At 67.4% G+C, this 24,198-nt stretch carries 25 protein-coding genes, 1 tRNA gene and 1 pseudogene; 13 read left to right on the top strand and 14 right to left on the bottom strand.

What is annotated here, in order from left to right:
• Positions 1-115 precede the first annotated feature (115 nt).
• A complete protein-coding gene (locus WD184_04125; protein ID MEX0825928.1) occupies positions 116-565 on the bottom strand; it encodes a MaoC family dehydratase in 450 nt (149 codons plus the stop codon).
• Positions 562-795, bottom strand: coding sequence for an Rdx family protein (locus WD184_04120; GenBank protein ID MEX0825927.1), 234 nt, complete (start codon positions 793-795; stop codon positions 562-564). Before WD184_04120 ends, WD184_04125 begins: the two co-directional genes overlap by 4 nt.
• Positions 796-855: 60 nt before the next feature.
• Here WD184_04120 and WD184_04115 point away from each other — a divergent pair, with 60 nt between their 5' ends.
• Positions 856-1,266 carry a PPOX class F420-dependent oxidoreductase gene (locus WD184_04115; GenBank protein MEX0825926.1) on the top strand — a complete coding sequence of 137 codons (411 nt, stop codon included), beginning with the start codon at positions 856-858 and terminating at the stop codon, positions 1,264-1,266.
• 52 nt (positions 1,267-1,318) lie between these two features.
• Positions 1,319-2,008 carry a TIGR02453 family protein gene (locus WD184_04110; GenBank protein ID MEX0825925.1) on the top strand — a complete coding sequence of 230 codons (690 nt, stop codon included), beginning with the start codon at positions 1,319-1,321 and terminating at the stop codon, positions 2,006-2,008.
• 90 nt (positions 2,009-2,098) lie between these two features.
• Here WD184_04110 and WD184_04105 read toward each other — a convergent pair whose 3' ends face one another.
• Positions 2,099-3,274, bottom strand: a complete 1,176-nt coding sequence (locus WD184_04105; protein MEX0825924.1) for a cystathionine gamma-synthase — start codon at positions 3,272-3,274, stop codon at positions 2,099-2,101.
• Positions 3,241-4,194: pseudogene (locus WD184_04100) on the bottom strand (pyridoxal-phosphate dependent enzyme). Before WD184_04100 ends, WD184_04105 begins: the two are co-directional and overlap by 34 nt.
• 257 nt (positions 4,195-4,451) lie before the next feature.
• Between WD184_04100 and WD184_04095 the strand changes: the two are divergent.
• From WD184_04095 to WD184_04080, 4 genes are all read left to right on the top strand, one after another.
• On the top strand, positions 4,452-5,780 hold the full coding sequence (locus tag WD184_04095; GenBank protein ID MEX0825923.1) for a DUF2254 domain-containing protein: 1,329 nt from the start codon (positions 4,452-4,454) through the stop codon (positions 5,778-5,780).
• Between the two features lie 94 nt (positions 5,781-5,874).
• The gene (locus tag WD184_04090) at positions 5,875-6,087 is read left to right on the top strand and encodes a cation transporter (GenBank protein MEX0825922.1); all 213 of its coding nucleotides are present in this window, start codon (positions 5,875-5,877) and stop codon (positions 6,085-6,087) included.
• A gap of 41 nt (positions 6,088-6,128) precedes the next feature.
• Positions 6,129-8,294 (top strand): heavy metal translocating P-type ATPase, encoded by a 2,166-nt coding sequence (locus WD184_04085; GenBank protein MEX0825921.1) that lies wholly within the window; start codon positions 6,129-6,131, stop codon positions 8,292-8,294.
• A gap of 45 nt (positions 8,295-8,339) precedes the next feature.
• Positions 8,340-9,308, top strand: a complete 969-nt coding sequence (locus WD184_04080) for a GNAT family N-acetyltransferase (protein MEX0825920.1) — start codon at positions 8,340-8,342, stop codon at positions 9,306-9,308.
• 117 nt (positions 9,309-9,425) lie between these two features.
• On the opposite strand, the gene erpA is transcribed toward WD184_04080, so the two are convergent.
• Positions 9,426-9,785 (bottom strand): iron-sulfur cluster insertion protein ErpA, encoded by a 360-nt coding sequence (gene erpA, locus WD184_04075; GenBank protein MEX0825919.1) that lies wholly within the window; start codon positions 9,783-9,785, stop codon positions 9,426-9,428.
• 100 nt (positions 9,786-9,885) lie between these two features.
• On the opposite strand from erpA, the gene WD184_04070 reads away from it, so the two are divergent.
• From WD184_04070 to WD184_04060, 3 genes are read left to right on the top strand one after another with little or no spacing between them, the layout of a single operon-like run.
• On the top strand, positions 9,886-11,028 hold the full coding sequence (locus WD184_04070; GenBank protein ID MEX0825918.1) for a P-loop NTPase: 1,143 nt from the start codon (positions 9,886-9,888) through the stop codon (positions 11,026-11,028).
• Between the two features lie 34 nt (positions 11,029-11,062).
• The gene (locus WD184_04065; GenBank protein MEX0825917.1) at positions 11,063-11,296 is read left to right on the top strand and encodes a hypothetical protein; all 234 of its coding nucleotides are present in this window, start codon (positions 11,063-11,065) and stop codon (positions 11,294-11,296) included.
• A gap of 8 nt (positions 11,297-11,304) precedes the next feature.
• Positions 11,305-11,586: a hypothetical protein gene (locus tag WD184_04060; GenBank protein ID MEX0825916.1), complete on the top strand. Its 282-nt coding sequence runs from the start codon at positions 11,305-11,307 to the stop codon at positions 11,584-11,586.
• A 16-nt stretch (positions 11,587-11,602) separates the two neighbouring features.
• On the opposite strand, the gene WD184_04055 is transcribed toward WD184_04060, so the two are convergent.
• From WD184_04055 to WD184_04040, 4 genes are all read right to left on the bottom strand, one after another.
• Complete coding sequence (locus WD184_04055) at positions 11,603-12,685, bottom strand: peptidoglycan DD-metalloendopeptidase family protein (GenBank protein ID MEX0825915.1); 1,083 nt, start codon at positions 12,683-12,685, stop codon at positions 11,603-11,605.
• Between the two features lie 85 nt (positions 12,686-12,770).
• Positions 12,771-13,949 (bottom strand): M23 family metallopeptidase, encoded by a 1,179-nt coding sequence (locus tag WD184_04050; GenBank protein ID MEX0825914.1) that lies wholly within the window; start codon positions 13,947-13,949, stop codon positions 12,771-12,773.
• The gene (locus WD184_04045) at positions 13,946-14,722 is read right to left on the bottom strand and encodes an MBL fold metallo-hydrolase (GenBank protein MEX0825913.1); all 777 of its coding nucleotides are present in this window, start codon (positions 14,720-14,722) and stop codon (positions 13,946-13,948) included. The genes WD184_04050 and WD184_04045 overlap by 4 nt, the downstream gene beginning before the upstream one ends.
• A complete protein-coding gene (locus tag WD184_04040; GenBank protein ID MEX0825912.1) occupies positions 14,719-14,883 on the bottom strand; it encodes a hypothetical protein in 165 nt (54 codons plus the stop codon). Before WD184_04040 ends, WD184_04045 begins: the two co-directional genes overlap by 4 nt.
• Positions 14,884-14,913: 30 nt before the next feature.
• On the opposite strand from WD184_04040, the gene selA reads away from it, so the two are divergent.
• The gene (selA, locus tag WD184_04035) at positions 14,914-16,236 is read left to right on the top strand and encodes an L-seryl-tRNA(Sec) selenium transferase (GenBank protein ID MEX0825911.1); all 1,323 of its coding nucleotides are present in this window, start codon (positions 14,914-14,916) and stop codon (positions 16,234-16,236) included.
• Positions 16,227-17,993 carry a selenocysteine-specific translation elongation factor gene (selB, locus tag WD184_04030; GenBank protein MEX0825910.1) on the top strand — a complete coding sequence of 589 codons (1,767 nt, stop codon included), beginning with the start codon at positions 16,227-16,229 and terminating at the stop codon, positions 17,991-17,993. Before selA ends, selB begins: the two co-directional genes overlap by 10 nt.
• Here selB and WD184_04025 read toward each other — a convergent pair.
• Positions 17,983-18,219 (bottom strand): WhiB family transcriptional regulator, encoded by a 237-nt coding sequence (locus tag WD184_04025; protein MEX0825909.1) that lies wholly within the window; start codon positions 18,217-18,219, stop codon positions 17,983-17,985. The genes selB and WD184_04025 overlap by 11 nt on opposite strands.
• A 279-nt stretch (positions 18,220-18,498) precedes the next feature.
• Positions 18,499-19,815, bottom strand: a complete 1,317-nt coding sequence (locus WD184_04020) for an NfeD family protein (protein ID MEX0825908.1) — start codon at positions 19,813-19,815, stop codon at positions 18,499-18,501.
• Between the two features lie 78 nt (positions 19,816-19,893).
• On the opposite strand from WD184_04020, the gene WD184_04015 reads away from it, so the two are divergent.
• A complete protein-coding gene (locus tag WD184_04015; protein ID MEX0825907.1) occupies positions 19,894-20,262 on the top strand; it encodes a response regulator in 369 nt (122 codons plus the stop codon).
• Between the two features lie 49 nt (positions 20,263-20,311).
• Complete coding sequence (locus tag WD184_04010) at positions 20,312-21,571, top strand: hemolysin family protein (GenBank protein ID MEX0825906.1); 1,260 nt, start codon at positions 20,312-20,314, stop codon at positions 21,569-21,571.
• Between the two features lie 189 nt (positions 21,572-21,760).
• On the opposite strand, the gene WD184_04005 is transcribed toward WD184_04010, so the two are convergent.
• The 3 genes from WD184_04005 to WD184_03995 form a co-directional block, all read right to left on the bottom strand.
• A tRNA-Pro gene (locus WD184_04005) sits at positions 21,761-21,837 on the bottom strand.
• A gap of 92 nt (positions 21,838-21,929) precedes the next feature.
• Positions 21,930-22,940, bottom strand: coding sequence for an aspartate-semialdehyde dehydrogenase (locus WD184_04000; protein MEX0825905.1), 1,011 nt, complete (start codon positions 22,938-22,940; stop codon positions 21,930-21,932).
• Entirely contained in the window at positions 22,937-24,148 is a 1,212-nt protein-coding gene (locus WD184_03995) for an aspartate kinase (protein MEX0825904.1), read from the bottom strand. The genes WD184_04000 and WD184_03995 overlap by 4 nt, the downstream gene beginning before the upstream one ends.
• Positions 24,149-24,198: the final 50 nt, after the last annotated feature.

Below are 24,198 nucleotides of genomic sequence, written 5' to 3'. Positions count from 1 at the left end.
TCGGCCGCTAAGGCGGCCGACCGGCGAAAAGCAAAAGGCGAAGGGCGAAACCGCCCGACCCTCATTGGGGGTGAGGTTTCGCCTTTCGCCCATAGCCCATCGCTGCGCTCCGCGCCTACTCGTATACGCGAATCAAATGCTCCGCCACTACTGCGGGGCGGTCGGTGCCTTCGACTTCGATGGTGAGATCGGTCTTGGCCTGGGCGCCGCCGTCGACCGGGGTGACCTCGGCGAGCCTTCCTCGTGCCCGGATCCGGCCACCCACCGGCACCGGGGAGACAAAGCGCACCCGGTCGAATCCGTAGTTGATGACCATGCGGGAGCCTTCGGTGAGGCTCCGGGTGACCGGGCCCGACAGTGGGGTGAGCAGGGAGAGCGTCAAAAACCCGTGGGCGATCGGGCCGCCGAAAGGGCCTGCGGCGGCGCGCTCCCCCGCCTGGTGGATCCACTGATGATCCTCGGTGAGGTCGGCGAACCGGTCCACCCGATCCTGGGTGATCTCCATCCACTCACCGACCCCGAGGTCTTCTCCGACGCGGGCGCCCAGTCGCTCGGCGAGGGTCACTTACGCGACCGAATCTGCGGAGCGACGTCCTCGTAGTCGGCGTGCTCGCCGGTCGCCTTCTTGCTGTAGATCAGGTCACCGTCGACGGTCACCTCGAAGACCCCTCCGCGGGAAGGGATGAGCGTGAAGTTCTCGATGTCATGCTCGAACTCCTCGAGCAGTTGGTCAACCATGCGCACGGCACGGTCCCGATAGCCTCAAACGGCGCAGTACTCGATCGAAAGGTCCATGGGTCCGAGGTTAGCGACCGCCGATCCAGACTTGGTCCAGCGTTCCTTTACAGTCGGGCCATGAAGAACAAGGCAAAGGTGGAACTCCCGACGCGACTCAAGGACATTCTGGATGGGCCGACCTTCGCCCATCTGGTGACGCTGGACCCCGACGGATCGCCCCAGGCGAGCGCGATGTGGGTGATGCGCGACGGCGACCACATCGTGTTCAACACGGCCGAGGGTCGTCGCAAGTGGCGGAACATGCAGGTGGATCCGCGGGTGGCGATCTCCATCAGTGTGCCGGACGAGCCGTATGCGAACTACTCGATCCAGGGACAGGTCATCGAGATGAGGACCTCCGACGGTGTGGACGTCATAGACGCGCTCGCTCAGAAGTATCTCGGGGTCGAAAAGTACGAGTGGCTCCAGCCGGGCGACGTCCGGGTCACCATCATCGTCGAGCCCACGAGGATCGCGTCGAACGGCTGAGCGGTCCGACAAGCCCCTCCCCACGCAGGCATCTAGACGGTACGTTGACCGTATGACCCGCTACTTCACCGACGCCACCTTCTCGTTCCTCGAGGATCTCGCCGACAACAACGACCGCGACTGGTTCAAGGCCAACCAGCAGCGATTCGTCGACCATGTGCAGAATCCGGCTCTTGCCTTCATCGAGGACTTTGCATCGCCTCTGATGAAGATCTCACCCCATCTCGTCGCCGATCCGCGCAAGGTGGGTGGATCACTCTTCCGGATCCACCGCGACGCCCGGTTCTCCAAAGACAAGACGCCCTACAAGACCCACATCGGGATGCAGTTCCGCCACGTCGCGTCGAAGGACGACGTCCATGCCCCCGGCCTGTACCTCCATATCGAGCCGGGGGCCTCGTACGCCGGTGTCGGCCTGTGGAGACCGGCCACCGCCGACGCGTACGCGATTCGGGCAGCGATCGCTGCCGACCCGGCCGGCTGGAAGAGGGCGGCCTATGGCAAGAGATTCGCTGACGCCTTCGCCCACAACACCGACGACACCCTGGTCCGCGTTCCGAAGGGCTTCGACCCCGACCACCCTTTTGCGGACGACATCCGGCGAAAGGACTTCATCGGCGGCACCACCCTCACCAAGAAGCAGGTGACCGGCCCGACCTTCCTCGCCGACTACGCCACCCTCGGCCGCACCGCGAAGCCGTTCATGCAGTTCCTCTGCGACGCGCTGGGGGTGAAGATCTAGCGAGAGTCAAGAATCAAGAATCAAGAGTCAAGAATCCAAGAACTCCAGTCTTGACTCTTGATTCTTGACTCTCTTGCGGAAGCCGGCTTCCTATCCCAATGCTCTGTCGAGGTCCTCGATGAGGTCGTCGACGTGCTCGATTCCCACCGAGAGCCGCACCAGGTCAGGAGGAACTTCGAGCTCGGTCCCCACGACGGACAGGTGGGTCATCGCCGCCGGCACTTCGATAAGTGATTCCACCCCGCCGAGGCTCTCGGCGAGGAAGAACAGTTCGGTCGCCTCGACCAAGCGGTGGGCGGTCTCGACCCCGCCAGCGGGGCGGAACGAGATCATCCCTCCGAAAGCGTCCATCTGCCGATGGGCGAGGGCGTGGTCGGGATGCTCCTCGAGTCCGGGGTACATCACCTCGGCCACCCGCTCGTCGGCGGCGAGGAATCGGGCAATGGCCATCGCGTTCTCGCAGTGCCGGTCCATCCGCACCGCCAGGGTCTTCAGGCCGCGCAGCACCAGCCATGCATCGAACGGACCCGGCACCGGTCCGGCAGCGTTCTGGAGGTAGCGCAGCCGCTCGTGCAGCTCGGGGTCGGCTGTCACCAGCGCACCGCCCACCACGTCGCTGTGGCCTCCGAGATACTTGGTGGTCGAGTGGAGCACGATGTCTGCCCCCATCTCCAGCGGCCGCTGGAGGTACGGCGTCGCAAAGGTGTTGTCGACCACCAGCAGAGCCCCGGCCTCGTGAGCGATCTCGGCAATCACCGCGATGTCGGCGACCCGTAGCAGCGGGTTGGTCGGGGTCTCCAACCACACGATCCGCGTGTCCGGCCGGATGGCGGCGGCAACCGCTTCGGGATCGGTAGGGCGAGCCACGCTCCACCCGAAGCCCTGGTCACCGAGCACCCGGGCGAAGAAGCGGAAGGTGCCGCCGTACGCGTCGTCCGGCAGCAGCACGTGGTCGGTGGACTTCATCAGGTAGCCGCAGAGCGCGGCAGCGGCCATCCCGGAGGAGGTCGCGACCGATCCCCCTCCGCCGGCTTCGTCGACGCCCTCGAGCGCAGCGAGGGCGGTCTGTAGCGCCGAGCGGGTGGGGTTGTCGGTTCGGGAGTACTCGTACCCCGAATGCTTGCCAGGCGCATCCTGGGCATAGGTGCTGGTGGCGTAGATCGGCACTACGACCGACCCGGTGGTCGGTTCCGGCTCCTGGCCGGCATGGATCGCCTTGGTTTCGAACTTCACGATTCCTCCAGCATGCCCCGCGCCGCCATCCATTCGTCGTCGAAGATCTTCGAGATGTAGCTGCGGCCGCTGTCGGGGATCACCACGACCACGAGGTCGTCGGGATACCTCACGGCAGAACGCAGGGCGCCAACAAGGGCCATACCCCCCGAACCCCCCACGAAGACTCCCTCTTCCCGCACCACCCGCCGCGCCATCAGAAACGCATCCTTGTCCCCCACCATCTCGTACTCGTCGACCACGGAGCGGTCGAACGCCTCAGGCCAGAAGTCCTCCCCGACGCCCTCGATCAGGTAGGAGGTCACGTCGTCCTCCGACGCCGCCGTGTAGATCGACCCCTCGGGGTCGACTCCCACCACCCTGATCCCGGGGTTCTGCTCCTTCAAGTACCGCCCCATGCCGGTGATCGTGCCGCCCGTCCCGACGCCGACGACAAGGACGCCGACCTGCCCGTCGGTCTGCTTCCACAACTCCGGTCCGGTGGCCCGGTAGTGCGCCTCGGGATTCGCCGGGTTCGAATACTGATCGGGGCGGAAGTGGCCCGGCTGAGAAGCGAGGCGTTCGGCCACCGAGTAGTAGGAGGTGGGATCGTCTGGCGCCACCTCGGTGGGGCACACCAACACCTCCGCCCCGAACGCTCGCAGGAGATCCTGCTTCTCCTTCGACTGCTTGTCGGCCATCACCGCGATCAGTCGGTAGCCCTTGATCGCCGCCGCCATCGCCAGGCCGACCCCGGTGTTGCCGCTCGTCGGTTCGACGATCGTGTCGCCCGGGTGGAGCGTTCCCTCCCGTTCCGCCCGCTCGATCATGCCCAGCCCGATGCGGTCCTTGATCGACCCGCCGGGGTTGGTGTACTCGATCTTGGCGACGAGATTGCCCGGAGGATGCAACCGGGAGAGCCGCACCAGCGGGGTGTTCCCGATGGCCGAGACGATGTCGGGGTGAATCTGCACGATCCCGAGGTTAGGAGAGAGCGCAAATGCGCAATACGGAAACGGTCGAGGTAACGCTTCGTTCGACCCTAACGGCCGAAATCGGCACGACACGACCCGCTGACGGCCCCAACGTCAGCCTGATTGGGCGATTGGCGATTGGCGATTGGCGATTGGCGATTGGCGACGAGGGTGGGCGCGTCGGGCCACCGCACGGCCCCTCCGTCACCGCCCTTCGGACGGCGCCACCTCCCCCTCCCCCGCCTACCCTTTCTCTGATGGCCGAACGATTGCGCATCGGCGACAAGATTCGCGACAGCCTCTTCTACGTGCCGCTGTTCGGGATCGTCGTGGCCATCCTCCTCGCCGTCGCCACCTCGTGGATCGACACCAACTTCCGGGAAACCATCGACGGGACCCCCTTCCTGCTGATGACGACCGTCGGCAGCGCCCGGGCCATTCTCACCACGGCAGCGGCGGCCACAATCACCGTGGCAGGAATCGTCATCTCCATAACGGTGGTTGCGGTGCAGCTCGCCTCCAGCCAGTTCTCGCCGCGGGTGGTGCCCACGGTGTTCGGAACCCGGTTCCAGCAGACGGTGATCGGCATCGTGGTTGGATCGTTCACCTACACGCTCCTCGTGCTGAGCCGGATCCGCATCGATCCCGGCCCCGAAGCCGTCGGCGCCTACCGATCGTTCGCCGTCACCCTTGCCCTCGTCCTGGCGCTGGTGTCTGTGCTGGCAATCGTGGCGTTCATCGACCGCAGCATCCAGGTGATGCAAGTGGGCGAGATCATCCGTCGCACCACCGATGAGACGCTTTCCCGTGTCAGGTCCTATATGCCCGAACGAGGTACGCCGATCGAGCTCGCCTCCGAGCCGACGCCCCTGCCCGGGGGCGAGTCGGTCACCGTCACGAGCTCCACCGACGGCTGGGTGCTGGCCGTGCGCACCGAACACCTGCTGCTCGCCATCCCACCCGGCGCATTCGCCCGCCTCGACACCACCGTCGGGGGATTTGTCGCCGTCGGGTCGCCCCTGATCACCATCTGGCCGCTCGAGGAGGGTGTCGACGTCGACGAGGCACTGTTCCGGCGCCAGTTCTCTGTGGGCGAACGGCGGCGGGCCCGGACCGACGCCACGTTCGGGATCAGGCAACTCGTCGATATTGCCCTGCGTGCCCTCTCTCCCGGAATCAACGATCCGACGACCGCCAACGAGGTGATCCTCAACCTGATGGCGATCCTGCGCGAGGTGTTGGTGCGCGACCTTCCGCCCCGCGTACTCCACACCGACTCTGGCGAACGCCTCTTCCTCCCCCAGTCATGGAGCCGTTCTGACTGGGTTCGCCACGCGTTTGCGGAGATCCGCGTGGCTTCGACCACCCAACCAGCGGTGGCGGAAACCTTGATCGAGGCCCTCGGCGCACTCCGCGACCACCTGGAAACCGAGGAACTCCCCGATCGAGCCGAGCCGTTGCGCGTCGAGGCCCGGCTGGTCGTCGAGGGGCTCGAAGCCCGCCCCGAACTGCTCGCCGCCGACGTGGAACCCATCCGCTCGCTCGCATTCCGCCTCGGGCTCGTCGACGGCGAGACGCTCTCGTGACTCGATCCCTCGGGCATGATCCCGCCCTGAACGTGGTTTCATGAGTAACGGGTGCCAGCACCATCCGCCGAACCACAACACGAGAGGGAGATCCATGACCGAGAACACGCTCTCGGTGCCCGAGATCCACTGCGACCACTGCAAGATGTCGATCGAGGGTGCCGTATCCGCCATACCCGGCGTGGAGCGGGCAACCGTGGACGTCGACAAGGCCACCGTTTCGGTGGCGTTCGGCGACCCGGCGACGCTCGACGACATCGTCGGCGCCATCGAAAGCCAGGGATACGAAGTCCCGGCACAGGCCTGAGCCCGCTGCCCGCTAGAGCCTGACTGGGGCTGAGGACCAACATGACCGATACCAAAAACGGCACGTCGGTGCTGTTCGACGTCGAGGGGATGACTTGCGCATCCTGCGCGGTGCGGGTCGAACGCGTCCTGTCCAAACAACCCGGGGTGGAGTCGGCGGTGGTCTCCCTGGCGGGCCAGGAGGCGCGATTGGTGGTGGGGCCGACCGTCGACCTTGCGGCGCTGAGCGAAGCCGTATCCAAGATCGGCTACCGCGCCTCGGTGATCGAGAAGGACAGCGAGCGGGAGAGCCTCGCCGACCGGTATGACGCCGAAACCCGGTATCAGGCCCGCAACGCGATTTCTGCCGCGGTGCTGACAGTCCCGGTGGTGGCCTTGTCGATGTTCGGGCCGGAAGCCAGGTGGGTGGGGATAGTCGCGTGGGCGCTGACCACCCCCGTCGAGTTCGTGTTCGGGTGGCAGTTCCATCGGGCCGCCACTGTCCGCCTCCGTTCCTTCTCGGCCAACATGGACACGCTCGTCTCGATGGGCACGCTGGCCGCGTACGGGTATTCGGTGTGGGCCTTCTTCGCCGGAGAACACCTGTTCTTCGAGACGGCCGCCGTCATCATCACTCTGATCCTTCTCGGGCGGTTCTTCGAGTCGCGTAGCAAGGGCCGCGCCTCGAGTGCAATCACCAGGCTCCTCGAATTGGGCGCCAAGGAGGCGCGGGTGATTCGTGACGGCCGTGAAGTCACCATCCCCGTAGATCAGGTGATGCCGGGTGACCGATTGGTCGTCCGTCCGGGGGAAAAGGTCCCCACCGACGCCCGAATCGTCGAAGGAGAGTCGTCATTCGACGAAAGCATGCTCACCGGTGAGTCGATGCCGGTCAGCAAGGGACCTGGCAACGAAGTTTTCGGTGCAACAATAAATCAGCAGGGGAACATCGTCGTCGAGGCGACCCGGGTCGGGTCGGACACGGCACTCGCCCAGATCGTCCGTCTGGTGGAGGACGCCCAGGCGACCAAAGCGCCGATTCAGCACCTCGCCGACCGTATCTCAGGCATCTTCGTGCCGATCGTCATGTTGATCGCAGCCGGCACCTTCGTCGCGTGGATGGCGATCGATGGGGAGGTCGTCTCCGCGCTGCGAGCCTCGGTGGCGGTCCTCATCATCGCGTGCCCGTGCGCCCTCGGGTTGGCCACCCCCACCGCGATCATGGTTGGCAGCGGACGCGGGGCCGAGTTGGGCGTGCTGTTCCGCAACGCCGACGTCTTCGAACGCACCAGATCGATCGACACAGTGGTCTTCGACAAGACCGGAACCCTCACCCGCGGCGCGATGACGCTCGCCGAGTTGGTGACCGACGAGGCGGAACCCCGGGTCCTTCATCTGGTCGGATCCGTCGAGGGGGCCAGCGAGCATCCGATCGGCAGGGCCGTGGCCCTGGGAGCCGAAGAGCGCGGCACGACCCTGGTACGCCCCAGCACCTTTGAGAACCTGCCCGGGCTGGGGCTGCGCGGAACCGTCGACGGCATTGCGGTGACCGTGGGGAGACCGAAACTGATGGCCGAGGCCGGATTTGGCGGCGCGGAGAAGTACGAGGAGGCGATGGTCGCGATGGAGGGACGCGGTCTCACCGCCTTCCTCGCCGGTTGGGATGGGGAGGTCCGCGCAGCCCTCGGCGTAGCGGACACGGTGCGCCCCACTGCCGAGCCGACGGTGCGCGCCCTCCAGGACAGGGGGGTCGAGGTGATCATGATCACGGGCGACAACCGCCGTACCGCGATGGCGATCGCCGAGACGGTCGGCATCGGCCGGGTCATCGCCGAGGTGCTCCCTGGTGAAAAGTCCGAGGAGGTCGCCCGCCTTCAGGCCGCAGGCCGCAAGGTGGCGTTCGTCGGCGACGGCGTCAACGATGCCCCCGCCCTCACCCGCGCTGATCTCGGCATCGCCATCGGCACTGGCTCCGACGTCGCCATCGAAGCCGGCGACGTGGTGCTCATGTCGGGTGACCCCGCCCTCGCCGAAGTCGCCCTCGGCCTGGCGGGGGCCACCTTCCGGGTCATCCGGCAGAACCTGGCCTGGGCCTTCGCCTACAACATCGCCGCGATCCCTCTGGCAGCCCTCGGCCTCCTCAACCCGATGATCGCCGCCGGGGCCATGGCGTTCTCCAGCGTCAGCGTGGTCAGCAACTCGCTGCGGCTGAGACGATATGGCTCGTAAGGCGCCGACGGCACCCGCTAAACGACCGGTACTCTCCCGCCGAGCATGGCTCTCCCCACCACCTCCGGTCTGACCTGGCGCGCTCCGACTCCTGACGATGCCGACGCGCTCGTGGCGCTCACCAAGAGGATCCACGAGGCGGAACGGCTCGAGTTCGTGCCCGGCCCCTCGTTCTATCGATGGCTGATGGGGCAGGCCGAATTCGATCCCGCCACCGATTGGACGGTGGCGGTAGATGCCGAGGGTCGCATCGTGGCCGACGGCGGAGCGTGGATACAGGTGACCGACCAGGGCGGCCGCGCCTTTGTCTGGGCAGAGACCGGGCCCGGGCATCACGAGCTGGAACCCTCTCTGCTCCAGTGGGCCACCGCCAGGGCCATCGAGGGCCTGGGAGCAACCGCCGCAGGGTTGCCGCGCTCGATCCGCGTGCCGACCGAAGAACACCGCGCCCGCCACCGCGCGGTCATCGAGGCGTCGGGGCTGGAGGTCGGCAGGTCGTTCGTGACGATGACCCGGCCGCTCGAAGATCTGCCCGAGTCCCCTCCCCTCCCCACCGGGGTCTCAGTGGTCCCGTGGGCGGCAGAATGGGCAGAGGGGGCGCGGGTAGCCAACAACAACTCCTTCGCTGACCACTGGGGGAGCCTGCCGGTCAGCGCCGAGCAGTGGCGCACGGCCTACGCCGAGTCCGAGCAGTTTCGCCCCGACCTCTCCTTCCTCGCATTGGCCGACGGGGAAGTGGTGGCGATCTGCCTGTGCGAAGTCGACCCCGAATCGAACGCCGAGAAGGGGGTCGAGGAGGTCTACGTCGAACGGGTTGGCACGGTTAGGACTCACCGCCGCCAGCGGATCGCCTCCCACCTGCTCACCCGGTCGATGGCTGGCGCCCGGGAGAGCGGGCTGAGCGCGGCCGCCCTCGAGGTGGACGAGACCAGCCACACCAGTGCCACCGAGGTGTATCGCCGGCTCGGGTTCGAGGTGGCGTCGCGGAATGTTCACTATCTGCGGGAGATTTGACCGCGATTGGCGATTGGCGATTGGCGATTGGCAGGAAAGTCCATCGAACCCGCCACGCGTCTTCTAGTTTCTTGCGGGCAGCGGGCAGCGGGCAGCCCTTTAAGAGCCGGCAGCCCTCTAAGAGAAGGAGTTGCCGCACCCGCACGAGCGGGAAACGTTCGGATTCTCGATGTGGAATCCGGCGCCCTGGAGGCCGTCGCGGTAATCCACCGACGCCCCCTTGAGCATTTCGAGACTCTCCGGGTCGACGGCCATCTTCACCCCGTCGGTCTCGGCGATGAAGTCGGACTCGCTGACCGTGGAGTCGAAGAACATCTCGTAGGAGAAGCCCGAGCACCCGCCGGCGCGGACGCCAATACGGAGTACGAGATCTTTCTCATCCTCGCGCTCAATCAGTTCGGCAACCTTGGCGGCGGCGGCCGAAGTGAGCGTGACCTTGGGCGCCGAAGCGCGGGGGGTAATGGAAAGGCCCTGCATGGAAGCTCCTGATCGGGTCTCGTGTTGTCTAACTATACCGGCAACGGGTTGATTCCCACCGGACGAGTCCACGACACCAGGCAGTACCTTGAAGACCCACATGGCCACCGCAACCCCAGCAGACGTCGAAGCCGCGTTGCGCGGAGTCGTCGATCCGGAACTCGGCGGCGACGTCGTCGAGTTGGGGATGATCCGCGGCATCACGGTCATGGACGGCGTGGCGACCGTGAAGATCGCTCTCACGATCGCGGCATGCCCGATGCGCGACCAGATCGAAAACGACGTCAGGCGCAAAGTGGGTGCCCTCCCCGGCATCGAGAAGACCGAGGTGGAAGTCACCGCGATGACCAGCCGGCAGCGCACCGAGCTCATGGCTGTCGCCCGCAAGCGGGCCCGGGAGAACGCCAACCCCACCATGGTCAGCCCCCTGACCAGAGTGATCGCCGTCGGATCCGGCAAGGGGGGTGTCGGCAAGTCGTCCATCGCGGTCAACCTCGCCGTCGCGATGCAGCGCGCCGGATTCGCCGTAGGGCTTCTCGACGCCGACATCTGGGGGTTTTCGGTGCCGCGGATGTTGGGGGTGAGTGAGCGCCTGGAGGCGAACGAGGACCGCAAGATCATCCCCATCGACGTCGATGGGCTTCAACTCGTCTCCACAGGCCTGTTGGTCGACGACGAGGAGACGGCCCTCATGTGGCGGGGCCTCATGCTCACAAAGGCACTCGAGCAGTTCCTCCAGGACGTGGCGTGGGATCGCGGTCTCGACTACCTGGTGCTCGACATGCCACCCGGCACCGGCGACATCCAGATGGCACTCGCCCGCCTGCTCCCCCAGGCAGAGATGGTGGTCGTGACGACCCCGCAGCTAGCCGCCCAGAAGGTGGCGGCACGCGTCGCCGACATGGCCCGCCGCTCGTATATGCCGGTGGTCGGGGTGATCGAGAACATGTCCGGCTTCACCACCGAGGACGGTCGCCATTACGAATTGTTCGGGTCCGGCGGCGGCAAGGCGCTCGCCGACGACCTCGGCGTGCCCCTAATCGCCAGCATCCCCCTCGACCCGATGGTCGTATCCGGAGGCGACCACGGCCAGCCGGTGGTGAGCGCCCACCCGGAAGCGCCCTCCGCTCAGGCGTTGATCGCCGCGGCTGCCCGCATCGTGGAACTGGTTCCCCCCGCCGAAGACGAGACCTGCACCGCCCGCATCGCCGTCCTGCTCGAACAGTTGGAGGGCCCTGCGTGACGGGGAGAAGCCTTCGGGACATTCAGGAGCCCCGGTGATTCCAACCGTCCTGCTGACCGCATTCCTCGGGGCGATTCTCTGGCCGGCTCGCGCCGGTTGGGTTGTGGCCGGCATCTCGGTGGGCTGGCTGCTGACCCTGGTCCTCTTCGAGGGGTCCGGTTCGTCGCCGGCTGACCTCGTGACTGCGGCCGCCCTCGGTGTCATCAACGCCGCCTTCGGGTTCGCAGTCGGGTGGGCAGTGCGCCGCCAGGTCGGCGAGCGGTCGTAGGCGGAGAAATGTCAGGCTTCTTCGTCGTCGGCGCCATCGTCCTGGTCTTCGGTTTCATCGGGTTCGTCGTGTGGGCGTCGAACTCGCGCATCGCCGGGGAACGCGGGTGGGTCTACAACAAGCACAACCCCCGGCCCCGTGGCATCGGGACGCTCGGGCTCCTCGAGACGGTCTACCAACCCTCGATGGAGCATGTGATCGAAGAGCGCTCGTCCGAGAAGGCCCGCGGCAACCAGACGAAGACCGGTGATAAACCCCGGCCTGGCAAGTCCCCCGACGAGCCGCGCTGAGACCCTGCGACGCCGCCTACCGGCAGACCTTGAGCAACAGCTGATAGGGATTGGTGAGCGCGCCGCCGCCCGGTTGGAATCCGAGATGGAGGTGGGGGGTGCTCGTCGCCCCGGTGCTCCCCACCCAACCGACGATCTGCTTGACGACGACCCGGCTGCCCGGAGTGGTGCCCGAGGCAAAGCCCTGCAAGTGGGCGTAGTAATACACGTCGCCACTGTCGCCCCGGATGTACAGCCCGTTGCCCCCCGCCCAGTGAAAGCCCCTGCTGTAGATGTAGCCATTCTCTATCGCCACCAACGGGGTCCCGGGGGCGGCGATCAGGTCGGTTCCGTGGTGATAGCCACCCCGGTAGGGGCGGGGTTCGAGCCAGGAGTCGCGAAAGGCATTGGCACCCGCCACCGGACAAGTGCGGCCCGAAGCATCGACAAAGGCGCTGCTGGCGAATCCGGAGCTCTGGGCGGCCGCCGCGGCAGCCGCCGCGTTGGCCCGCTGGCGCGCCAAATCAGCCGCCCGGCGACGGGCGGCCTCTTCGGTCTCCCATTGGCTGTAGAGCGCCTGATACTCGTCGTTGTACTGCCCGAGCTGCTCGGTGAGGCGTTCGGTGATCTCGGCCACTTCGGCGGCGAGCTCCTCCTGCTGGGCGAGGAGCGACTCGAACTGGGCGGCGAGAGAGGCCCGGTCCTCTTGAAGGAAGAGCAGTTCGTTGACCGCGTTGTTGTCGGTGTCGACGACGACGTCGAGATAGGCGGTCTTGGTCTCGTTCCTGGCCACGCCTTCGGGGGACACCGTCGACCCCGTGACACCACCACCGGCGCTGATGTACATCTCCCGGGCGCGATCTCGAGCGGCGAAGCCGGCGATCACGATCTGACGATCACGATCGGCCATCTCCTTCTGGATGCGCCCGATCCGGGCCTCGTAGTCGGCCTGCTGGGAGAGGATGGCGTCGAGCCGCTCGAGTTCGTCCTCGAGAGCAGACGACTGCTCGTTGACCTTGTTGCGTGCCTCTTCGAGCTCCGATCGGGTCACTTCCGCGCCGACCGGTCCGGCCGTGACCACGAGGAGCACGCCCACCAGCACCGTGACAACCCTGCGCACTCTTAGGATCGCTCCCATTCGTTCGGGCGGAACACTAACTGTCCCCTCCGCCTAGGCGACGCCAGCCGTCGCCGACCGCCTCCGATCATCCGCAGAGGCCCTTTACGACGCTGTAGGGGTTCTGATATGCCCCTCCCCCGGGCTGCCAACCGAGATGGAGGTGGGGGGTGCTGGCGTTGCCCGTCTGCCCCACGAAACCGACTCGCTGACCCGCCTCCACTCGAAGCCCGTCGACCAGTCCGGTGACATAGGAGTTCAGGTGGGCGTAATACCAGCGGTCTCCGCTGTCACCCCGGATGTAGAGCCCCAGGCCGCCGGCGCTGTGCCAATTGGGGCTCCAGATGTGACCGCCTTCGATCGCCACCAGCGGGGTGCCCTGGGCCGCCAGCAGGTCGGTCCCGGCGTGCGACCGGCCGCCGGGTCGGGGGGCGCCCCAAGAATCGGTGAATGAAGTGGCCCCATCGATGGGGCAGACCCTGGTTCCGGGGGGCTGGGGCGGCACGGTCGTGGTGGGGGCGGGGGGCGGGGTGGTGGTCGTCACCACCGGGGTCGTCGAGGTCGCCCCAGGCTGGGTGGTCCCGGTGCCGGCAGTCGTAGTCGGGGCGGGGGGCAGGGTGGTCGAGGTGGCGAGGAACTCCAGCCGCCGCTGCTCCTCCTCCTCCCGGCGGATGCGCTCGGCCTCCTGTGCATCCCACTCGTCCCTGACCGCCTGGTACTCGGCGTTCGCCTCCTCGAGCTCCGAATACACCTGCTCGAGCAGCGTCTCCATCTCCCCGCGGAGCAGCGCCTGTTCCGCCACCGCATCGTCTACCAGCGTCTTCTGCTGCTCGTAATCGCGGCGCGAGGCCTCGAGCCGGTTGACGAGATCACGATCTGTCTGTGACACCGACTCGAGGTACACATAGCGGGCCGGTGCCTGGGCGAAGTCATCGGTCAGCACGGTCGAAGACGACGCCCCGGCGGTCATGTACATCTCTGCCGCACGATCCCGCGCCGAGCGGCGCGCCATCACCAGCTCGCGCTCCCGGGCGGCGAGACCGACCAGTAGTCGGTCGAGGCGGTCTCGTAGCAGAGCCTCCTCGGCCACCACGTCGTCGTATCGGCCCACCTGGTCCTCGAGTCGCGCCTGCACCTCGCGCAGGGCATCGCGAGCCGCGGCGACCTCGTCCGCGGTGACATCGGCGGAGGCGGGCAGCGCGGCCAGCAGCGAGTACGCCAGTGCCACCACCCCCACCCAGGCGATCAGGGCCACTCGCCTCGTCATGCCACCACCACCTTCGCCGACCATCCGGTGCCGGCGGCCGAGAAACGCACCTCGCCGTCGGCGGCGAGTTTGCGAAGGTGGGACGCCACCGATAGCGCCGCAGCAGGATGGAGTGCCGGGTGAACATCGGCGTAGACCCTCTCGACCACCTGTCCGACGGTCGCGGCGCCCGCCCGGACTGCAGCGAGGATCTGCGCCTCCCGCTCGAGTCGATGGGCGATGTAGTCGCTGATGACCGCGTCGGGCTCCTCGATCACCTCCCCGTGACCGGGATAGACAATGGTCAACCCGGTGTCGCGCAGGGCGTGGAGGGAGTTCAGGTAGGCGGCCATGTCCTCCACGATGACGGTGGAGCCACCCATGATGTGATCTCCGGTGAACAGCGAGGTCCCGATCCGGAAGCAGGTCGAGTCGGGCGTATGACCCGGAGTGGCCACCGCCACCGCGTAAAGGGTGCCGAATGCCACGGCATCTCCATCGGCGACGATCCGGGTGGGGCTGAAGTCGGGCCCGGATGCGGCTCCGATCGACGGGACTCCCAACCCTTCAGCCAGTCGGTCTGCCGCCGGAGCATGATCGGGATGGGCGTGGGTCACGAGCACGGCAATCGGCTCGAACCCCGCCAGCGCCCGATGGATCGCTTCGAGATGATCGGGGAGAACCGGGCCGGGATCGATGACGATCGCCTCGCCGGCCGACGACACCACCCATGTGTTGGTCCCGGGCCCCGTCATCACCGACGGGTTGGGGGCGAGAATCCGCTCGACCTTCATCTCGCCGCCTCGAAGTCGGCCACGCCCGGCAACAGCACTCGCCACGCCGATTCCCGACGGACCATGAGTACGTCGAAACCGCTCCCGCGAGGGGAGAGGGCGAGCACGGTCGCCGCAAGCTGAATAGGGACGTCCGCCGACGCCGGTGTATCCACGGTCATCGAATATAGGTCGGCTTGTAGGCTGTGCCTATGGCCCTGCGTCCCCCCTCGGTCGATGCATTGGCCGCCTCGATCGACGATGGGGCGCTTCCCCGTGCTCTCCTGATCGAAGTGGCACGGGCAGGTGTCGAGGCCTGGCGACACGACGAGCACATCGATCCCCTCGCCGAGGCCCGCCGAATCGCCGCCGGCCTCCTCCGCATCCGCCCTGGTCGAGTCATCAACGCTACTGGTGTGCTGCTCCACACCAACCTCGGCCGGGCGACACTCCACCCGGACGCCGTAGCCGCATCGACCGAGGCTGGGGCCGGATTCTCGGCACTCGAGTTCGACCTCGCCGCAGGCGAGCGCGGGGGACGAGGCGAGTACGTCGAACGTCTGGCGGCCACCCTCACCGCGGCCGAGGACGCGCTCGTCGTGAACAACAACGCCGGAGCGCTGTTCCTGGCCATGGCCGCCCTCGGCGCCGGTCGCGAGATCGTCGTCTCCCGGGGCGAGCAGATCGAGATCGGGGGCGCCTTCCGCCTCCCCGAGTTGATCGCCGCCTCCGGTGCCAAGGCCACAGAGGTCGGCACCACCAATCGCACGCGGGCCAAGGACTACGCAAAGGCGATCGGCTCTGCCACCGGCGCGCTGCTCAAGGTGCATCCGTCCAACTACCGCATCGAAGGATTCACCGAAGAGACCGGCTACGCCGAGGTCGCCGCCATAGCCCACGAGCGCAATGTGCCCCTCGTGGCCGACATCGGCAGCGGGCTGCTCGACGCCCGGGTGCCCTGGCTCGACGGCCCTCCGCCGGCGTGGCTTGCCGGTGAGCCCGGGGCGCGTCAGGTGATCGAAGCCGGAGCCGACCTCGTGCTCTTCTCGGGCGACAAGCTGTTGGGGGGCCCACAAGCCGGGATCGTCGTGGGTTCGGCGGGCGTCATCGCCCGACTCCGCAGTCATCCGGTGGCTCGAGCGGTCCGTATAGGTGGGCCTGCCCTTGCTGCCCTGTCGGCCACCTTCGAGAAGTACGCCTCCGGTCGCGGGTCCGAGATCCCCTTTTGGCGAATGGCATCGACGCCGTACGCCGACCTCGCAGCGCGCAGCAGCCAGGTGCTCACCCGCTCCGGCGTCGAAGGTGCCGTGGTCGAGGGTGAGTCGGTCCCGGGCGCCGGCACAGTTCCCGGGAAGGGGATCCCCACGCCGGTCATCGCGGTGCTGGGGGCCGAACAGCGGTGGCGACGCCTTCTCGACGCCGTTCCCCCCGTGGTCGCCCGTAGAGAAGCGGGTCAGGTGGTGCTCGATCTGCGCGCGGTCGACGAGGCGGATGACGGATCGGTGGCGGCTGCGCTGACCAACGCATGCCGGTGATCGCCACCGCCGGCCATGTCGATCACGGCAAGTCGACCCTTGTCCGGGCACTCACCGGCCGTGACCCCGACCGGTGGGAGGAGGAGAAGCGGCGGGGGCTGACCATCGACCTGGGATTCGCCTGGGCCATGCTCGGCAACAGAGAAGTCGGGTTCGTCGATGTCCCGGGGCACGAGCGATTCATCAAGAACATGCTCGCCGGCGTCGACGGGGCGGATGCGGCGCTGTTCGTCGTCGCCGCGGACGAGGGATGGAAGCCTCAGTCCGAGGAGCATCTGGGAGTGCTCGACCTGCTCGGCACTTCCCCCGGAGTGATCGCGTTGACCCGGGCCGACCTGGTCGATACCGATCACCTCGAGCTCGCGGCGGTTGCGGTGGCCGAGAGCCTCGACGGCACGACGCTTGCGGGCTCGGAGATCGTGCCCACCGCAGCCCCAACAGGCGTTGGCCTCGATCGACTCCGCGCCGCCCTGACCACGATGGTCGCAGGGCTGGAACCGCCGGACCGCGATCGTCCCCGCCTCTGGATCGACCGCGCCTTCACGGTCGAGGGCGCGGGCACCGTGGTCACCGGCACCCTGGTGGACGGGATGATCAAGGTCGGTGACACCCTCGCCCTTTACCCGGGCGAGACTCCGGTGCGGGTCCGTGGCCTGCAGGTGCACGAACGATCCGTCGATGAGGTAGGGCCGGGCAATCGCACCGCGATCAACTTGTCGGGGGCCGATCGGTCACTCATCGAGCGGGGAACGATGCTGGGCAGGCCGGGTGAGTGGCGAGCGACGAGGCGGCTGGTGGCAACCCTCGACCCGATGAGAGGTCACGAGCCGATCCGGGGGGACCGGGGCTCCTTCCACCTCCATGCGGGGAGCGGTTCGTGGCCGGCCCGCGTCCGTTCGATTGCCGACGGGGTCGTGCTGGTCGACCTCGACGGCGAGGTTCCGCTGCGGGCGGGCGATCGCTACATCCTGCGTGAGGTGGGCAGGGGCGCCGTCACCGGAGGCGGCCGGGTGCTCGATCCGCGGCCGACGGGAAGAACTCGGGCGGTGCGCAGCACGCTGGGTCATCTCGCCAAACACGCCACGACACCCGACGATGCGGCATCGCGCCTGTTGGCGGTGCGAGGGATCGCCGCGGTGTCCGATCTTGCCGCAGACACCGGTGGAGGATCGCCAGACGATGCCGTGATCACGGGCAAGCTGGCCGTCTCGCCCGAAACCAATCGCACCATTTCACAGCGTGCCGTCGAACGGATCGGCACCTTTCACGAAGCCAACCCCTTCAAGCCGGGGATGCCCCGCACCACGCTCGCCCGTGAGCTGGGGCTCGGCGCCGACACCCTCGACGCGATCATCGCCACCGTCGGCGGCGTCGTGGTGGATGGCGCCGCGGTGCGCCTCGCCGACCATCGGCCGGCGGCGGCAGCGACCGACGATCCTGGCTGGGGAAGCGCCCGAGCCGACCTCGACGCCGCCGGCGCGGCACCACCCCGGGCCGATGAGTTGGGCCTGCACCCTGATGCTGTGCGCGCCCTGATCGCGTCCGGAGACCTGATACCGGTCGGACCGTTCGCCTACCTGCCCGAGACGGTCGATTCTCTCCTCGAAACGGTCGCCACCCTCCCCGACGGATTCACGGTGGGCGACTTTCGCGACATCATGGCGATCACCCGCAAGCACGCCATCCCCCTACTCGAGTGGCTCGACGATCGCGGAGTCACCCGTCGGGTCGGCGACGGGCGGGTCGTCAGACGGTGATGCCGCGCTTCGAAGCCAGGTGTCGACGCTCGGTCTCGGTGTAGCCGCCCCAGATCCCGTACGGCTCGCGAATCTCCACCGCAAAGTCGAGGCACTCTTCGGCTACCGGGCACACCGAGCAGATGGCCTTCGCCTTGTGCTCGCGGCGCTCGCGTTCCTCCTTGCGCTCTGCATGACTCGGTGGAAAGAACAGAAACGAATGATTGCCCCGGCAAAGCCCCTTCATCTGCCAGGAACGATCAACGGACGCCACGTCCAACACAGCGGTACTCCTCCCAGACGCCAAGCGGCGCGGGACGGTACCAGCGGACCCTTCGAAATGCCAGGGAGGAAATGGTAGGGGCGTCCTCCCCTGCCGTCCTCGGCGGTGACGGAGGGGGCAGCGGAGACAGCGTGCGGTCTGGCAACTTCTTCAGGAACTGGTCCAGTCCCGCCCGCAGGGTCAGCTGCCCCCCTCCCCCCTTCGGGGTACTCCCCCCGGAGACCGGGGGGAGACGACTTCTACTCAGCCTTCGCCGGCGTCTTCGTCCTCCTTGCTGGAGGCTGGTGCTGGCTCCACCTCGAGCACCACGCCTGAGACCCCGGCCACCTTCACCCGATCCCCGGCGGCGATGCCCGAGGCGCGGGCCGACCGCGCTCGCCACTCGGCGCCGTCGACGATCACGATCCCCTCCGGCGCGATCCGGCCGGCGGCAATACCCACCCGGCCCACCAGGTGCTCCCGGCCGATGGTCTGAGTCGAAAACCTCGCCCTGACCACCGTGGTGAGGGCAAACCCGAAGAAAAGGGCGGCACCGAGTACGACGAGCACCACCACCCACCAGGTGGTGCGCAACTGCGGGGCGCCGTCGACTAGGCGAAGACCCCCCGCGGTGAGCAGGGCAGTGCCGAGAAGGCTCTTCCATCCGAGGTCGTTTCGCTGAAACTCGACGACGTAGAGGCCGACGCCCGCCAGGACCGCCGCGACCGACAGCCAATCGACGGGGAGGAGAGCGATCCCATACCCCGCCAACAGCAGACAAATTGCGGCGACGGCGGCGGCGAGTCCCGGCCCGGCGGCGTAGAACTCGAACGCCACCAGGGCCAGACCCATGACCAAGAAGAAGAAGGCTGCCTCCGGTGACACCGCGAGACGAAGGGTTCGATCCACCAATCCGGGCTCGATGAACGTCGCCGACACCGGCGAGACCACCTCCTCGCCATTCACGACCTCGCGCTGTGCAGTGACGAGCGTCCTTACCTCCCCCCGCACCGTCACCGTGGTCCCATCGAGCGCCACGATGAACTGCCCGATGGAAGGCTGCACCACGTCGACGAGTCCCGGGATCGGCTCGGAGCCGACCAGCACCCGTCCGGTGTGCGCCTCTGCCGGCAGGTCTGGAGCGAGGGCGAGCAGTGCCCTCCCCGCATCCCCGTCGGATGAACCACCCGCCACCAGAGGCAACGCCCAGCCGATGCGCACTCTGGGGGCGGCTCCCCGGATCGGTGCCGCCGAGACAATCGCGGCCGCCATCCCGTGGGCCACCGCGGGGGCGGGTCCAACCCAGACGGCCACCGGCACCGGCGGGTCGTCGAGGAGGGCCACCAGGTCTGATGCCCCGGATGACAGCACCGCGTGGACGTCGAGCTGGATCACGACCAGGGAGGCGGAGGATCCTTCGATCGAGTCCCTTACGAAATCGACGGCACGACCCTCGAGAATTCCCTCCACCACCACCACGTCGACCGACGAAGCGCTTCCCCCAAGGCCGATACCCGGCGTAAGCATCAAGAGGGCGAGTGGAACCACAATGAGCAGTCGGCGGAGCACGAGGGCGATCATAGGAACGATGAAACGATGCCCGGACTGCAGCCGGGTCTCGCAAATCGCGCCCCCGTGGCCGACTACTAGCCTCGGGGAATGACCGACATCCTGGTCGTGGCCGACGAAGCATGGGTCCTCGACGACGTGAGAGCCGCCTTGTCCGAGCCGCGCTTCACCCTCCACGAGATCTCCAACCCGCGGCTCGTCACCGACCGCCTCGACGAGTTCCCAGCAGATGCCGTCCTGATCGACATGCAGGTCGGCTCGATGGGGGGAATGGCCGTCACCCGGGCGGTTCGCAACAAAGCCGCAGTCGGCGGCACGACCGCACCGCCGGTGGTGCTGCTGCTCGACCGAGACGCCGACGCGTTCCTCGCTGGCCGATCGGGTGCCACCTCCTGGGTGCGCAAGCCGTTCTCGTCGCATGAGCTGCGGGCGGCACTCGCCGACGCAATGAGCCGATGACTGCCGGCGGAGGTGAGCCTCCCAGTACGAGGCGGCTCCGGGGGTGGGAATGAGCAGCGAGCAGATCGTCTACGTGGTGATCCTCGGCGTCTGCATCCTGGCGTCGGGCTTTTTCTCGGGAAGCGAGACCGCACTCGTCTCGGTGCCCCGGGAGAGGGTCGAACAGCTGGCGGCCAGCGACCGGCGAGCCAGATACCTCCGGGCGCTTCTAGAAGAACCCGAGGCGATGCTCAGCACGCTGCTGGTAGCCAACAACTTCGTCAACATCCTCGGCGCGTCGGTGGCCACGGTGCTCTTCGTCGATCTGCTCGGCCACGACTGGGGACCGTGGGCGGCAACGGCTGCGGTGACCGCGGTGATTCTCGTGGTTGGCGAGATCACCCCTAAGAGCCTGGCCAGCCGTTTCCCGGATCGCGTCGCGCTTGTGGTCGCCCCGACGATCTGGCGACTCAGCCGGTTCCTTCGGCCCATCGCGCGGGTCTTCGTCGCGATCGCCCGGGGCCTCTTCCGACTCTTCCGGATCGGCGCCGGCCACGATCGCAGCGCGGTGACTGGCGACGACATCCGGGCGATGGCGGTGCTCGGCGAGCGGGTGGGCAACATCGACGCCGCCCAACGCGAGATCATCCACTCCCTCTTCGAGCTGGCAGAACAAACCGTCCGCGATGTCATGACCCCGCGCACCGACCTCGACCCGCTGGAGTCTCCGGTCACGATCGAGGCGGTCCGCGCCGCGGTCGCCGCCACAGGCCACAGCCGCTTCCCGGTGATCAAGGACTCGGTCGATGAGCTCATCGGCATCCTCCAGGTGAAGGATCTCATCGGCATGCCGAGCGAACCCAGCACCAGCGACATTCACCGGGTGATACGCGAGCCGGTCTACGTCCCCGAGTCGAAGTCGGTGCTCGACCTCCTCCTCGAGATGCGGCGCGACAGATTCACGCTGGCCGTGGTCACCGATGAGCACGGCGGGATCGAGGGAATCGTCACGATCACCGACCTGATCTCCCAGCTCGTCGGCGAGATGCAGGACGAGTACGACACAGAAGACCCATCGGTGCTGGCGATCGGGGACGGCGAGTGGCTGGTCGACGGGCGCACCCCCGTCGAGGAGGTGGCCGAGGCCATTCAGATCGATCTTCCCTCAGGGGAGTACACCACCGTGGCCGGCCTGGTCCTCGACCGGAGCGGAAGGGTCCCGCGCGAGGGCGACGTCGTGATCGTCAACGGAGTGACGATCGAGGTAGCCCGCATGGTCCGCAACCGGGTGGACAGCGTGAGGATCATGAGAGAAGAAGCAGGCAGGTAGCAGGGAGGGCTTCCCCTAGAAGCGTCCTCCCTCGCCGTCCTCGGCGGGGGAGGTGGCACCGCCCGCAGGGCGGTGACGGAGGGGGCAGCGGAGACAGCCTGCGGCCCAACAAGGGTGCCCTCTTCAATAAACCCTCGCCCAACCGCCCGACCCGCAATCACCGAAGCCCGGCACTTGGTGCGGGGCTTCTGGTCGGGACGGCCGGACTTGAACCGGCGACCTCATCGTCCCGAACGATGCGCGCTACCAAGCTGCGCCACGTCCCGTCGGGTCCAGTGAGTGTAACGGGCGCCTGACGCCTGGAACCTTCCCCTGAGGCCCGGGTCCCTGTGGTCCCCCTTGGCGGTTCGCTCACCCCTTAGACGAGCTCTGCGATCTGCACCGCGTTGAGGGCGGCTCCTTTGCGGAGGTTGTCGCCGACTGCCCACAACGAGATTCCTCCGGGCCGGCCTAGGGTGGGCCGGAGCCGACCGACCAGAACGTCATCGCGGCCGGCAGCATCGAGCGGGGTGGGCACCTTGTCGGTCCACACCTCGACGCCGGGGGATGCGGCGATCAGCTCGGTGGCTTCCCCGACGGTCATCTCGCGGTCGAACCAGGCGGTGACCGCGACCCCATGGCTCGCCACCACCGGTACCCGGACGCAAGTGGGCTCGACGAGGATGGCGTCGGCCTCGAGGATCTTCCTGGTCTCGTTCACCAACTTCATCTCTTCGTCGGTGTACCCCGAATCCGTCGAACTACCGGCGAACGGGATCACGTTCCACCCGATCGGACGCACGTAGAAGCCGGGGGCAGGCTCGGTCCACGTGCCGGTTCGCAGCGCATCGGGGTCGGTGCCGAAGTGGGCGACCTCGTCGATCAGGGTCTGTACCCCACGGTGCCCGGAGCCCGAAACCGACTGATATGAGGTGGCGATCATCTCGCGCAACCCGGTTGCCCGATGGAGTGGGGCGACTGCCATGAGCATCACCATGGTCGTGCAATTCGGATTGGCGATGATCCCGGAGTGAAGCCGGGTGGCGTGGTCGTTCACGCCGATGACAACGAGCGGAACCTTCGGATCCATTCGCCAGGCAGAAGAGTTGTCGACCACCACCGCCCCCGCCGCGGCGAATCGGGGAGCATGCTCGATCGATCGGGAACCGCCCGCGGAGAACAGGGCAATGCCGATTCCCGCCGGGTCGGCGGTCGCCAGGTCCTCGACCACCACCTCGCCCCACGGCGTCGTCACCGACGAACCCGCAGAGCGTTCGGACGCCATCAAGCGGACGGAGCCCATCGGGAAAGAGCGGCGTTCGAGCGTCGCCAACATCTCGCGGCCGACTGCACCGGTGGCCCCGACGACGGCCACGACCGGGGCTGTCACGCGTGCACCGTCGGCGGATCGAAGGCTGCGTGGAGTCGACGCACCGCCTTCTCCACGTCCTGCTCATCGATGACGCAGGTGATCCGAATCGGCGATGTCGAGATGGCCCGCACGCCGACCCCCGCCTCGGCCAGCGTCGACAGCACCTCGGCGGCCACGGCGGGATGTGACGACATGGCCGAACCGATCACCGACACCCTTCCCACCCGGTCCACCACCTCGACCTCACCCGCCCCGAGACCGGCGACCGCCGCCTCGGTGACGGTGCGGGCGAGTCCGATCTGATCGCGCGGCACGGTGAATGACAGGTCGGCGGACCCATCCTTCGCCCGGCTCTGCACGATCGAGCCAACGGCGACGCCGTCGGCGGCGAGCGCCGCGAACAGCGAAGCGGGCGCGGAGGGAGCCGAGCGAACCGTGATCTCGCCCGCGGAGACGTCGTGGGCGATCCCGACGACACTCATCTGCTCCATTGTCGACTCCTTCACCCAGGTACCCGGCCCCTCGTGGAAGGAGGAGCGCACATGGATCGGGATCCCGGATCGCATACCTGACTCTACGGACCTCTCCATCAATACTCCCGCTCCCGCTGACGCCATCTCCAGCATTTCGGCGTAGGAGATCTCATCGAGTTTGCGCGCCCCGGGCACGACGCGTGGGTCGGCGGTGAACACCCCATCGACGTCGGTGTAGATCTCGCAGGACTCGGCGTCCAGCGCCGCCGCCATCGCCACTGCGGTCGCATCGGACCCCCCGCGGCCGAGGGTGGTGATCTCCTTCGTGTCGGGATTCACCCCCTGGAACCCGGCGACGATGACCACCTTGCCCGCTTCCAAGCTTTCAGTCACGCGAATCGGACGGATGTCGCGGATGCGAGCCTGGCCATGTGACATGTCTGTGAGGATTCCCGCCTGCGACCCGGTGAGGCTCACCGCCTCCACCCCATGGTCGCGAATCGCCATCTCGAGCAGCGCCATCGAAATCCTCTCCCCGGCGGTGAGGAGCATGTCCATCGCTCGGGGATGGTGGCGCGGGCTCACCTCGGCGGCGATCCGAATCAACTCGTCCGTGGTGTGACCCATCGCCGAGACGATGACGACGACCGAATCGCCCTCCTGATGGCGGCGCGCCACCCGCTCGGCGACGGCGCGAATCCGGGAGGCATCGCCGACGGAGGTGCCGCCGTACTTCTGCACGACGAGGGACATGGGGGAATGGTAGGAGGCCTCGCTTCGCTCGGCCTGCGATCGGCGATACC

It is taken from the genome of Acidimicrobiia bacterium, assembly GCA_040878325.1.
Taxonomy (GTDB): domain Bacteria; phylum Actinomycetota; class Acidimicrobiia; order Spongiisociales; family UBA11373; genus JAUYIV01.
This window is presented reverse-complemented; position numbering and strand designations above follow the sequence as displayed.

Bases quoted from the DNA above. Each gene is read 5' to 3' on its own strand.
- erpA (MEX0825919.1), bottom strand. From the start codon at position 9,785: ATGCAGGGCCTTTCCATTACCCCCCGCGCTTCGGCGCCCAAGGTCACG.
- WD184_04110 (MEX0825925.1), top strand. From the start codon at position 1,319: ATGACCCGCTACTTCACCGACGCCACCTTCTCGTTCCTCGAGGATCTC.
- WD184_04080 (MEX0825920.1), top strand. From the start codon at position 8,340: ATGGCTCTCCCCACCACCTCCGGTCTGACCTGGCGCGCTCCGACTCCT.
- WD184_03995 (MEX0825904.1), bottom strand. From the start codon at position 24,148: ATGTCCCTCGTCGTGCAGAAGTACGGCGGCACCTCCGTCGGCGATGCC.
- selA (MEX0825911.1), top strand. From the start codon at position 14,914: ATGGCCCTGCGTCCCCCCTCGGTCGATGCATTGGCCGCCTCGATCGAC.
- WD184_04090 (MEX0825922.1), top strand. From the start codon at position 5,875: ATGACCGAGAACACGCTCTCGGTGCCCGAGATCCACTGCGACCACTGC.
- WD184_04060 (MEX0825916.1), top strand. From the start codon at position 11,305: ATGTCAGGCTTCTTCGTCGTCGGCGCCATCGTCCTGGTCTTCGGTTTC.
- WD184_04070 (MEX0825918.1), top strand. From the start codon at position 9,886: ATGGCCACCGCAACCCCAGCAGACGTCGAAGCCGCGTTGCGCGGAGTC.
- WD184_04115 (MEX0825926.1), top strand. From the start codon at position 856: ATGAAGAACAAGGCAAAGGTGGAACTCCCGACGCGACTCAAGGACATT.
- WD184_04015 (MEX0825907.1), top strand. From the start codon at position 19,894: ATGACCGACATCCTGGTCGTGGCCGACGAAGCATGGGTCCTCGACGAC.
- WD184_04085 (MEX0825921.1), top strand. From the start codon at position 6,129: ATGACCGATACCAAAAACGGCACGTCGGTGCTGTTCGACGTCGAGGGG.
- WD184_04025 (MEX0825909.1), bottom strand. From the start codon at position 18,219: ATGAAGGGGCTTTGCCGGGGCAATCATTCGTTTCTGTTCTTTCCACCG.
- WD184_04045 (MEX0825913.1), bottom strand. From the start codon at position 14,722: ATGAAGGTCGAGCGGATTCTCGCCCCCAACCCGTCGGTGATGACGGGG.
- WD184_04040 (MEX0825912.1), bottom strand. From the start codon at position 14,883: ATGACCGTGGATACACCGGCGTCGGCGGACGTCCCTATTCAGCTTGCG.
- WD184_04105 (MEX0825924.1), bottom strand. From the start codon at position 3,274: ATGGATGGCGGCGCGGGGCATGCTGGAGGAATCGTGAAGTTCGAAACC.
- WD184_04020 (MEX0825908.1), bottom strand. From the start codon at position 19,815: ATGATCGCCCTCGTGCTCCGCCGACTGCTCATTGTGGTTCCACTCGCC.
- WD184_04010 (MEX0825906.1), top strand. From the start codon at position 20,312: ATGAGCAGCGAGCAGATCGTCTACGTGGTGATCCTCGGCGTCTGCATC.
- WD184_04050 (MEX0825914.1), bottom strand. From the start codon at position 13,949: ATGACGAGGCGAGTGGCCCTGATCGCCTGGGTGGGGGTGGTGGCACTG.
- WD184_04095 (MEX0825923.1), top strand. From the start codon at position 4,452: ATGGCCGAACGATTGCGCATCGGCGACAAGATTCGCGACAGCCTCTTC.
- selB (MEX0825910.1), top strand. From the start codon at position 16,227: ATGCCGGTGATCGCCACCGCCGGCCATGTCGATCACGGCAAGTCGACC.